The sequence below is a fragment of the Arthrobacter sp. Soil_N43 genome, from assembly GCF_057655195.1.
Map to the genome: position 1 here is coordinate 1 of NZ_JBDGML010000120.1, position 11,104 is coordinate 11,104.

10 protein-coding genes are annotated in these 11,104 nt (G+C 64.3%); 5 read left to right on the forward strand and 5 right to left on the reverse strand.

Annotated elements, in window-relative coordinates; translation table 11 throughout:
• Window positions 1-744, reverse strand: a 744-nt coding sequence (locus AC3A3W_RS19175) for a purine-cytosine permease family protein (protein ID WP_487444657.1), incomplete at its 3' end; no start/stop codon positions are given.
• Window positions 745-968: 224 nt separating this feature from the next.
• Here AC3A3W_RS19175 and AC3A3W_RS19180 point away from each other — a divergent pair.
• The 3 genes from AC3A3W_RS19180 to AC3A3W_RS19190 all read left to right on the forward strand — a co-directional run bounded on the left by AC3A3W_RS19180 (window position 969) and on the right by AC3A3W_RS19190 (window position 3,170).
• Window positions 969-1,601 (forward strand): TetR/AcrR family transcriptional regulator, encoded by a 633-nt coding sequence (locus tag AC3A3W_RS19180; RefSeq protein ID WP_487444659.1) that lies wholly within the window; start codon window positions 969-971, stop codon window positions 1,599-1,601.
• A gap of 297 nt (window positions 1,602-1,898) precedes the next feature.
• Complete coding sequence (locus AC3A3W_RS19185) at window positions 1,899-2,183, forward strand: hypothetical protein (RefSeq protein ID WP_487444661.1); 285 nt, start codon at window positions 1,899-1,901, stop codon at window positions 2,181-2,183.
• 159 nt (window positions 2,184-2,342) lie between these two features.
• Window positions 2,343-3,170, forward strand: a complete 828-nt coding sequence (locus AC3A3W_RS19190) for a DUF1206 domain-containing protein (protein ID WP_487444663.1) — start codon at window positions 2,343-2,345, stop codon at window positions 3,168-3,170.
• A gap of 313 nt (window positions 3,171-3,483) precedes the next feature.
• Here the strand turns inward: AC3A3W_RS19190 and AC3A3W_RS19195 are convergent, their stop codons facing one another.
• The 3 genes from AC3A3W_RS19195 to AC3A3W_RS19205 all read right to left on the reverse strand — a co-directional run bounded on the left by AC3A3W_RS19195 (window position 3,484) and on the right by AC3A3W_RS19205 (window position 7,131).
• Window positions 3,484-4,995, reverse strand: coding sequence for an APC family permease (locus AC3A3W_RS19195; RefSeq protein WP_487444665.1), 1,512 nt, complete (start codon window positions 4,993-4,995; stop codon window positions 3,484-3,486).
• A gap of 123 nt (window positions 4,996-5,118) precedes the next feature.
• Window positions 5,119-6,615 (reverse strand): aldehyde dehydrogenase family protein, encoded by a 1,497-nt coding sequence (locus AC3A3W_RS19200; protein ID WP_487444667.1) that lies wholly within the window; start codon window positions 6,613-6,615, stop codon window positions 5,119-5,121.
• 48 nt (window positions 6,616-6,663) lie between these two features.
• Complete coding sequence (locus tag AC3A3W_RS19205; RefSeq protein ID WP_487444668.1) at window positions 6,664-7,131, reverse strand: hypothetical protein; 468 nt, start codon at window positions 7,129-7,131, stop codon at window positions 6,664-6,666.
• Window positions 7,132-7,250: 119 nt separating this feature from the next.
• On the opposite strand from AC3A3W_RS19205, the gene AC3A3W_RS19210 reads away from it, so the two are divergent.
• Window positions 7,251-9,263, forward strand: a complete 2,013-nt coding sequence (locus tag AC3A3W_RS19210) for a primary-amine oxidase (protein ID WP_487444670.1) — start codon at window positions 7,251-7,253, stop codon at window positions 9,261-9,263.
• A gap of 123 nt (window positions 9,264-9,386) precedes the next feature.
• Window positions 9,387-9,995, forward strand: a complete 609-nt coding sequence (locus AC3A3W_RS19215; protein WP_487444672.1) for a TetR/AcrR family transcriptional regulator — start codon at window positions 9,387-9,389, stop codon at window positions 9,993-9,995.
• A gap of 69 nt (window positions 9,996-10,064) precedes the next feature.
• On the opposite strand, the gene AC3A3W_RS19220 is transcribed toward AC3A3W_RS19215, so the two are convergent.
• The coding region (locus AC3A3W_RS19220; protein ID WP_487444673.1) for an MFS transporter at window positions 10,065-11,104 on the reverse strand (1,040 nt) is incomplete at its 5' end.

The window sequence follows — 11,104 nt, forward strand, 5'->3', positions numbered from 1 at the left end:
GCCAATGAACACCGCAGCAATGACCGAACGGGCAGGAGTGCTCGTGGGCAGGTAGCGCGAATAGTCGGAAACGTACGGTGCATAGGTGATGTTGTAGGCCGCGCAGGCAGCAAACTGGGCCATGAACGCCTGCCAGGTGAAGCCGTACTGCGTCGCATCCCACGCTCCGCCGGCAGCTCCGCTGATAACGCCTACGGTCAGGACGGTCATGACGGGCAGCGAGACGTAGAGCAGGATACGGAACGCCTTGTGGAGCCAGTCATGGCCGAAGATCGCCAATCCCGCTCCGGCGACGGTAGCCAGGACGGCGATAGTGGTCGGGTTCCACCCAAATGAGCTTCCAAGTCCTTCACTGAGCAGCACTGTGTCGGCCACATTGAACGCCAAATAGGTAAACAGCGTCGCCAAAAGCGGGACAACCACTCCGCGGTATCCGAACTGTGCCCTTGACTGAATCAGTTGCGGCAAACCCATGGTCGGTCCTTGAGAGGCGTGAAAGGCCATGAAGATCGTACCGACCGCTATTCCGAGGATGCTCGCCACGATGGTCCATCCCAGTGAGAGCTCCATGGAGGGGCCAATGAACCCGATGGGGATGGAGAAGTACTGGAAATTCCCCAAGAACCACAACGGCCCCTGGTGCCACAGTTTCCCGTGGCGTTCGTTTTCCGGGACCCAGTCGATCGAACGGGCCTCGATGAGACGGGTGGCAGGACTGCCGGTCTCGGACAAGTTATTCGTCATGACGTTCCTTCGGAGGGAGGGGTTCTCTTTGCGCACGGGCGCCGAGGACAGGGACTTCAGTGCAACGGGGTGCTGCAAGTGTGTTTTTCCTGATGCAACGAAAGTTGCCAACATACTATGCCGCGGGTCACATTAAACCAAATGATGTTTGGTAATTACGCCTAACCGCCCGGCAAGGCACCGCTCCTGCCCTTCAGCGGCTTGGGGGCTGCAATACTCGGTACATGGCCAGGCCCCGAACCCAACTGCTTTCCCGCGACATCATCCTGGATGCAGCCCTGGAACTCATCAATACCCAGCACGACTTCACCATTCTTGGCATCGGCAGGCACCTGGGCGTGAACCCCTCTTCCCTGTATCACCACCTAAGTGGTGGGAGGGACGAGATCATCAACGCGCTGCGGGAGAGGTTCTACAAGAACATTGACCTTGCTTCGTTGCAGCCCGGACGTTCGCCCTGGCAGTCACGTATCGAGTCGTGGGTGCGTTCCTACCGCGAGGCGGTCGCCCAGTATCCGGCCGCGATTCCCATCCTGATCGGCCGGATCGTCGACGACGTCCCGACGCTTGCCATCTACGAGACGCTGGCCGCGATCCTGGTCGAAGCTGGGGTTCCTGGAAGGCAACATGTCGGGATTATTGCGATGCTCGACGCCTTGGTCTTCGGTTCCGCCATCGACGCCGGCTCACCAGAACCGCTGTGGAATACAACCGAGGACAGGCAGCCTCACCTTCACCAGGCCGTCGCCTCGAGCAGCACCCCTGATCGGGTTGCTTCGGGCCTCGCGATGGGCATAGAGGCATCCGTCGCCTACATTGAGCGGCTGGCCGTAGGGCCTTCCGACGGCGCAAATTAACTCCGCCAGCCCGGATGCCCCCGCCGTCTCGCAGTTAACGATGCGGACGGCGGGCACCGACCCTTCCCCTTAGGTGCGGGCCTGTTCTCAAGCTTCCGTGATTGCCGAAGAGGAAAACCGGATCACGGCCGCCCTCCGAAGAATAGACTGGAAGGAGCCTCGGGCTCCGTTGGGTCAGAGGCCAGTTGTGCGGGTCATTCCTGTCCTCCGAGGCGTGCGAGACCGCCCACGTCACACCGCCATCGTAAGCAGCACACGACCAAATTATTACTCCACCGGAAAGATGAAGGTCACTTCATGACAGAGAATCCCGTCCCCGCCGCAGAAAACACCGATACAGCCGCCGGTAAAGAAAAAACCATTGGCAAGGCTGGAAATCCCGCCGCGGACACATATGGGGCGTCCGAATCACGAGCGATGACTAAAGGACCGGAACCGGAAAGTGGGGCTGCGGACAAGGACGCTGAGGAGAACGAACCTGCCGCCGAAGCGGAGGACATGGATCTGTCACCTGCGGGACTCAAGGATGCCCCTGCGCAGGACGAGAACGAGCACAGCCTCGTCGATCCCGGAAACAGCTGATCTGACACGCTCACTTCAGCGACGGCCTCCTGACCGAACAGGTTCCCGCGGATGCCGTCTTCGCTGGTTCCGACCACGCCTGTCTGTGGGTGGACTCCCGTGACAAAATAGGCGTTACGCACACCGTACCTGCGTTTGCGCTTCCGCTAAGGACCGGAAATGAAGAGAGAGCTGAAGGACGCCGCGAACGCGGTCGAGGATGCATCGAACTCGAGGGCTCTCGTGATTGCCGCCAGGGCAGGTTTTGCTGTCTCCGGCCTGTTGCACCTTCTGGTCGGCTTCGTCGCCATCCAGTTAGCACTAGGCAAGGCCGGACAGTCGGGACCGGCGGATCAGGCAGGTGCAGTCGCCCAACTCGCCGCCCAGCCGCAGGGTCTGCTGCTGCTGTGGGCCGGATTCGCCGCCTGCGTTGCTCTGGCCCTCTGGCAAACCAGCAACGCCGTGTTCGATTACGGTCAGCTGGAGGCCAGGAAGAAGGTGGGAAAGAAGCTTTCCGCAGCCGGCAAGGCGGTGGTGTTCGCTGTCATCGCACTGACGTTTGCTGCCTCCGCCAGCGGAAACAGCCAGACCAGTGGACAGTCCACCAGCGATTTCACGGTCGCCATCATCAAAGCGCCCGGGGGTGCGTTCCTGCTGATCGCCGTCGGGGCCGCGATCGCCATCGCCGGCCTTGTCTTCGTGGCCCTCGGCGTCAAAGGATCGTTCAAGAAGGAACTGCGGTTGCCACCCTCGGGCACCGCACGGTCCGTCGTGACGGGGCTGGGAGTGGTCGGCTATATAGCCGAGGGCGTCGCACTGTTTCTGGTGGGATTGCTGTTCATCATTTCCACCGTCAACGCCAACCCTCGGGAGTCCACCGGCTTGGATGGCGGGCTAAGGGCGCTGCGCGAGCAGCCGTACGGGGTTTACATGCTGACCGCCGTGGGCGCCGGTCTGATCTGTTACGGGCTCTACCTGATGGTGAAGACCAAATTCGCGCGGATGTAAGCTCCTCGCCGAGGCGGCCAGCTCCTGCTCAGCGACCGAATGAGCGACTGCTCGCCGGCATGGTCTTGAACAGGCCAAAGCCCAGAAGCTCGATCCTGCTGTACAAGCCCTCCGACGGACGGTTGAGGGTTTCAGTGCGCCACCTCGACGAGACGCTGTCGACTTATGGCCCGGGACGAGGCCCGGCGGACGGAATAGCGCCAAGACACAGACTGTCTTGGGTCCCAACTGTCTCGCTGGCCAACGGTCTGCGGACCACCCAAAGTTCCATGAGAACCCAGGGTGACCCGCCGCCGTCGTACGCTCTAAGAACTCAGTCGTTGACCAGCTCAGCGGTCGCATCCACGGGCGCCACAGCGTCGCGCACCTTCTTGCCGCGGGCATAACCAACGAGTCCCAGGGCCAGGATGCAGCTGAGCGTGCCGAGCGCGAAGGCTTCGAAGGTGAACTGCGAGACGCCCCAGGTTGCCTCGAAGTCGTACTCCAGGCCAAAGAGGACCTCGAGTGTTCCCGGGAAGATTGCCACCCACGAGCCGATCAGGATCCACACGAAGCAAATGGCACCCAAAATGCGGAAACCGGCGTCCGTGACGGGAACCTTGAAGGGCCTGTCGGCCAGGGGGTACTTGCTCCTTAGCCGGACTGCGGCCGGGATGGCAAAGAGGTAGCTGAGCAGGAAGGTTGAGATGGCGATGGTCAGCACCACCCCAAACAACGCACTGCTGGTCCCGCTGAGCTGCATGGCCGCGAGCATGAACAGCGTGGCCACCACCCCGGAGAGCGTGTTGACGCGGATCGGCGTGCCCAGTTTGGGGTGGAAGCGGCCGAAGAAGCCTCCGAAGAAGGAGCCGTCGGCGGCTGCCATGGCTTGCATGCGGTCGCTGATGATCATCCATGCTGCGCCTTGCGACACAAGGACGAAGCAGAAGATCACCGCTGAGATGGCCAGCATGACCTCAGCGGTCGGGCCGAACACCGTGTAGACGGTGGCCACCGCGCCGAACAGCCCGCCAATGCCCGTGATCTGGTCGAGCGGCACTACCAGCAGGATGGCCAGGATCGGCAGGAGGTAGCTCGCGGCGGCGATCATGGAGGAGCGGGCGACCGAGATGGGAACATCCTTGGCCGGGTTCTTCATCTCCCCCGCGGCGCTGTTGCCGGACTCGAAGCCAAGGAACGAGAAAAGCAGCAGCGGGGTGACGCCAAGGAAGCCGGCCAAAGTGGGTGAGAAGAAGCCGAGTTCGAGCCCGTTGAAACCGTGCTGCAGCCCATAGACCATGGTGACGATAATGAAGAAGGTCAGGAATGCGACCTTCAGGATGGCTCCGAGCGAGGGCAGCCATTTGCCGTGTTTCAGGCTGACGATGGCTGAGGTCACGGTGATCCAGATGAAGACCAGCTTGAAGATGTAGTCGCTGACGCTGCCTGCTTCCACATGGCCCACGTATTCGGACCACGTTTCCACTGCCACGAACGCCATGGCGCCGCCCACCCAGACAGGCTGCGTTACCCACGTGAACAGCGATGTGATGGCGGCGACAACGCGGCCGAAGGCCATCTTGGTCCAGACGTACACGCCACCTTCTTCGGTGAATGCGCCGCCGGTCTCGGCGAAGATCAGGCCGTAGGGAACCATGAACGTGACGGCCAGGATGAGGGTCCAGGTGAAGGTTTCCCCGCCAAACCCGGAGACCTGGCCCAGGACCTCGACCGAGATGACGGCCGCGACCACCAGCAACAGGATGTCGAAGCGGCCGAGGGATTTCTGCAGATGCTGGCTTTGCTCCTGGGCAAGGCGCGTTGTTGAGGCTATTGGCTGATCCATGATCGGTCCTTTGCTACTGCTTAAATATGACGGTGGAGGGATGTTTGCAGCGTAGGCGTGTGAAGTGCATCACGTAAACTAAAGAATCACGATGCATATCATCGCCTTTCCCGATGCACTTCCTCAGCCGAACTGGATCCACGTGGTCTTTGGCGCCGTGTAGTTATCGAAGGCGTGCAGGGACAGATCGCGGCCGAATCCGGACTGCTTGAAGCCCCCGAACGGCGTGGTGTTGCCCAGTGCGTCCACAGTGTTCACGGAGACTGTTCCGGCGAGCAACTCCCCCGCCACCCGGTGCGCCCGGGACAGGTTCGAGGTCCACAAAGAGGCCGCCAATCCGTAGTCTGTGGCGTTCGCCAACCGCACCGCCTCGTCCTCCGTGTCGAAGGCGTGCAACACAGCCACGGGCCCGAAGATCTCGTCGCGGTGGACATCGTGCCCGGCCCCAAGGCCACCCAACAGCGTGGGCTCCAGATAGGCATCAGAGCCCATGATCTCGCGCCGCTCACCTCCGAAAAGCACCTCACCGTCGGTGCGGCCGCGCACGATCCAGCGTTCGACGTCGTCAGTGTGCGCGCTGCTGATCAGCGCACCGTTGCCCGCCAGGCCTGCGAGTGGATCTTCCGGCCGAAAGGCAGCCGCGGCGTCGGCCAGCAACGCAGCGAAGTCGTCATGGACCTCCCGCTGGACGAGGATCCGCGAGTTGGCAGAGCAGACCTGCCCCTGGTTGTAGAAGGCGCCGAAGGCTGCCTTCGCTGCGGCCGCGGCGAGGTCGGCTGTGTCCGCAAAGACGATGTTGGAACTCTTGCCGCCGGCCTCGAGGCTGAGCCGCTTGAGATTGCTGCGGCCGGAGGCCTCCATCAGGGTTCGCGAGACGCCTGTGGAGCCGGTGAACGCCAAAGCGTCGACGTCCATGTGGTGCGCCAGCGCCGCGCCCACTTCCCGGCCCGTGCCGGTGACGATGTTCAGGACTCCGTCCGGCAGCCCGGCTTCAGCTGCCAGTTCGGCGAGGCGCAGCACGCTGAGGGACGTCTGCTCGGCCGGCTTGAGCACCAGGGTATTTCCGGCGGCGAGTGCCGGCGCCAGCTTCCAGACCGCGATTTCGAGCGGGAAGTTCCACGGCACAATGGCGGCCACCACGCCCAGCGGCTCGCGCGTCACCAGCGCGGTGGCCCCGGGTGGCACGGCAGGCAGTTCCCCGCCCTGCTTGTCCGCCGCCTCCGCATACCAGCGCAGCGTGGAAATGGCGCCGGGCACATCCACGGTGGTGGCCTGCAGGATTGGCTTCCCGCTGTCCAGCGTCTCGAGGAGGGCCAGTTCGTCGGCATGCCGTTCCATCAGCGCGGCCAGTGCCAGCAGCAACCCCTTTCGCCCTTCGGCACCCATGCGGGACCAGGACGGGAAGGCGCGCCGCGCGGCGGCCACCGCGCGATCGACGTCGGCGGGTCCACACGCAGCCAGCTCAGCGAGGACGCGGCCATCGATGGGGCTGGTGGTAGGGCGGGAAAATTGCCCGCCCGCGGTTGTGCGGCGGCCGTCGATGAAGGCCCTGCCGTCGATGGCAAGGGCGTTCGCCCGGCCGTGCCAGTCAAGGGAAAGTGTGGCGGAAGTGCTGTCCATAGTTGCTCCTGGGGGTTGGGTTTTCGGGGTCGGAACAGTGGGTGGGTGTTAATGGTCGACGGCGGCACGGACTGCGCTGCCGATAGTTGCGGGCGGCTTGCCCCGGGTCAGGCGGAGAGCCGCTGAAGCGCTCATGAGGCACAGCAGTTCAACGGCTATGAGGGTGAGCATGGCTGGCTCATGGCCCGGCAATGATGCGGGGCCGCCATCGCCGTGATGGCCCGCGGCGCCGGGCGCCATCAGCAACACCAGATGGATGAGGATCATGGCCGCAGTCATCGCCAACAGGTGCCCGGCAGCACGCCCGGCGCAGAGCCGGCCGCCCACCATCGGTGCAGCGCAGGCCAGGCAGGCGGCACCCATGGCAGCCATCCACCAGGCCATCAGTCCCGCAGGACCGCTGGCGGCCGCCACCACGTGGGCGATGGCACTCCCCGCAGCGGCGGCACCGACAACGGCGGCTGGAATGAGGGCGCTCGGGAGGCGCCCAAGACGCGGGCGGGTTCGCTGGTCCATGGTTCTCCTGGCTGCCGGCGTGCCGCGGGTCATGGGCTTTACGCCGGGCTTGTGAGGTGGGTAACATCAAAGCGTTGGTTGAACAGTTGTACCATCAAAATTCGACTTCAGGAAGTGCCATGACCCTTCAGACGACCCCCTTGGCCCCGACGGCGCAGGCCACGCCGACGCAGCACCCGCTAGAGCAGCTCACGGCCCAGGAAATCCACGAGGCCCGCCGGATCTTGGCGGAGGCCGGTCTCGTGGCCGACACCACCCGCTTCGCATACGTCGGCCTGATTGACCCGCCGAAGTCAGCTCTGGAGGGAGACGCCATCGATGCCGTCCGCCTGGTCCGGGCCATGCTCTGGGACGCCGCCCAGTCACGTTCCCTCGATGTCCGTCTTTCCCTGACCACCGGCAGGGTCCTTGAGCGGCGCGAACTGAATCCCGCCGTCGACGGCCAACTGCCCGTCCTCCTGGAGGAATTCGGGCTCATCGAGGACATTCTTGCCGAGGACCCCCAGTGGAACGCGGCCCTTGCAGCCCGTGGCCTGACCCCGGCACAGGTGCGCGTCGCCCCCCTGTCAGCAGGCGTCTTCGAGTATGGAAATGAGGAAGGCAAGCGGCTGCTGCGCGGTTTGGGATTCCGCCAGGACCACCCGGCAGACCACCCGTGGGCCCATCCGATCGACGGCCTGGTGGCCTTCGTCGATGTAGAAAACCGGCGGGTCAACCACCTGATCGACGACGGCCCAGTCCCGGTCCCGGAGGTCCATGGCAATTACAACGACCCCGCGATCCACGGCGAGCTGCGCACGGACCTGAGGCCGATTGAGATCACGCAGCCCGAGGGCCCGAGTTTCACCCTCGAAGGGAACCACCTCTCCTGGGCCGGCTGGGACCTGCGCGTAGGCTTCGATGCCCGCGAAGGGCTGGTGCTGCACCAGCTCCACCACTCGCACAAGGGACGGAGGCGCCCCGTAGTCCACCGCGCATCCATCTCCGAGATGGTGGTCCCGTATGGCGACCCCTCGCCCTACAGGAGCTGGCAGAACTACTTCGACTCCGGCGAATACCTCGTGGGCCGCGATGCGAACTCACTCAAGCTCGGCTGCGACTGCCTGGGCGACATCACCTACATGTCCCCCGTGGTGGCCGATGACTTCGGTAACCCGCGCACCATCGAGAACGGCATCTGCATCCACGAGGAAGACGCAGGAATCCTTTGGAAACACACGGATGAGTGGGCCGGCTCCAACGAGGTTCGCCGCAACCGCCGCCTGGTGGTCTCCTTCTTCACCACCGTGGGCAACTACGACTACGGCTTCTACTGGTACCTCTACCTGGATGGCACCATCGAGTTCGAAGCGAAGGCAACGGGCATCGTGTTCACGGCAGCGCTCCCGGACAAGGAATACGCCTACGCGTCGGAGATCGCACCGGGCCTTGGCGCTCCGTATCACCAGCACCTCTTCAGCGCCCGGCTGGACATGATGGTCGACGGCGACGCGAACCGTGTTGAGGAACTGGACCTCGTGCGCCTGCCGAAGGGCCCGGGCAACCCGCACGGCAATGCCTTCACCCAGAAGCGCACCCTGCTTTCCCGCGAGTCTGTTGCCGTGCGCGACGCCGATGGTGCCAAAGGCCGCGTGTGGCACATCAGCAACCCGGGCTCACTGAACCACCTCGGCAACCCGGTGGGCTACACGCTCTACCCGGAAGGCAACCCCACCCTGGCCATGGCGGATGATTCCTCGATCGCCTCGCGGGCCGCCTTCGCCCGGCACCACCTCTGGGTCACCCGGCACGCGGAGGAGGAGCTTTACGCGGCCGGGGACTTCGTCAACCAACACCCTGGCGGCGCAGGGCTGCCCGCCTACGTGGCACAGGACCGCGACATCGACGGCCAGGACCTCGTGGTGTGGCACTCGTTCGGATTGACCCACTTCCCCCGCCCGGAGGACTGGCCCATCATGCCTGTGGACACCACCGGTTTCACCCTGAAGCCGCACGGCTTCTTCGACGAGAATCCAACACTGAACGTGCCGCCGTCGGCTGCCGGCCACTGCGGTACAGGAAACGAAGGCGCGAATTCCGCCCCGGGAGGCACCGCCGTCGTGCATTCCGGTCCGGGCCACTGCGCGCACTGAACTGCGCGTACTGAACCAGCAGGCACTGACGCCCGTCCACACCGCGGGGACGCGCAGGCGCGTCCCCGCGGTGGTAGGGTGCTGACGGTCCCAGCCATGAACCGCCGCGAACGAAGGAGCAGCATGCCCCGCTTGGTCGATCACCAGGAACGGCGCCGTTCCATCATCGAGACCACGTGGCGGTTGATCGCAGGGCAGGGCATCGAGAATGCCAGCATGCGGGACATTGCGCGGGAATGCGGGTACGCGGCACCGGGCGTGCTTGCCCATTATTTCCCCAGCAAGGACGCCCTGCTGCTGGCCTCGTACGAACTGATCTGCGAGCGGACCAACGAACGGATCGCCGCGGGCACAGCCGGCCGCCGGGGTCTTTCGGCGCTGCGCAGCCTCTGCCTGGAAATCATTCCGGCGGATCCCCTCACCGTGGTCGAAGCCCGCGTGGCGGTCTCCTTCTGGCAGCGCGCGCAAACGGAGGACGCGCTGCGCGCGGTCGGGCGGGACGCGCTGCTGCACTGGCGTGGCCTGGTTATGGGTTTCCTCGCCCAGGCAGAGCACGACGGCGAATGCGAACCGTTGGCCGATCCGGACGCGGTTGCCGATGAGCTGCTGAACATCATGATGGGCCTGCACGTGACCGCCATGCTGGATCCGGATGCCGTTACAGGTTCGCGGCAGCGTCATCTGGTCGAGCGGGCGCTGGTGCGGCTCGCCGCCGGCGAGCCTGGCTCGTGAGGCGCGGGACACGGCCGTAGCCCGGGTTCAGATTTCTGATCCCGGGCTACTGAGTGATGTCAGGTTGTGTCAGTGACGAATATGCGCGTTGGCGGCCGGCGCGGCTTGGCGGGGTGCCGTGTGGATGTCTTCTTCTCCGAGAAGGTCCTTGCCTTTGCTTTCCTTCATGCTGAGCACGGCAGCCAGCCCCACCAGGCCAACGAGAATGAGGTAGAACGCAGGCATCATTTCGTTGCCGGTCTGGGCGATAAGCCACGTCAGGACGTACGGCACGGTGCCGGCAAAGATGGCCGCGGTGATGCTGTAGGCGACCGAGAGGCCGGTCTGCCGCGTCCGGGTTGGGAAGAGTTCCGCTGCCGCAGCCGCGTGGACGCCGAGAATAAGGGCCAGAATGCTGCCCAGGCCGACGGTGCTGACGATGCCCGCCCAGGACGTGCCGGAGTGCATGATCAGGAACAGCGGGTATGCCAGCACCACCAGGGAAATGGCCGCGGCGATCAGTAGTGGCTTTCTGCCGATCCGGTCAGAAAGCGCGCCCACCAGCGGTACGAGGATGAGCCCGGCCACGGACGCGGCGGTGGAGAGCAGGGCGGCCGTTCCGGCGTCGAACCCCAGGACCTTTTCCTGGTAGGTCAGGAGGTAGACGAGCACCACGTAGAAGGTCACGTGCATCATGATTTCCAGGCCGCTCATCTGCAGGAGCTGCTTCCAGTGCCGGGTGAACACCTCTTTGACCGGGCTCTGCGGGACGTTGTCCAGCTGCTCGAGTGAGCGGAATTCGGGAGTATCTTCGATCTTGGAACGGATGTAGAACCCGATGACGCCCATGGGAACCGCGATCAGGAAGGGAATCCGCCAGCCGCCGTCGGCAATGGTTTGAGCGTCCATGACGCTGGTCAGGACGAAGACCACCAGCGACGCCGCCAGGAAGCCAAGGAGGCTTCCGAACTCAAGCCAGCTGACACCGAAACCGCGGTGCTTCCTGGGCGAGTACTCTGCGAGGAACGCCGCGGCGCTGCCGAATTCGCCGCCCGCGGCGAGGCCCTGCACCACTCGTGCAGCGACGAGCAGGATGGGCGCCCACAGGCCGATGGCGTCGTAGGTAGGCA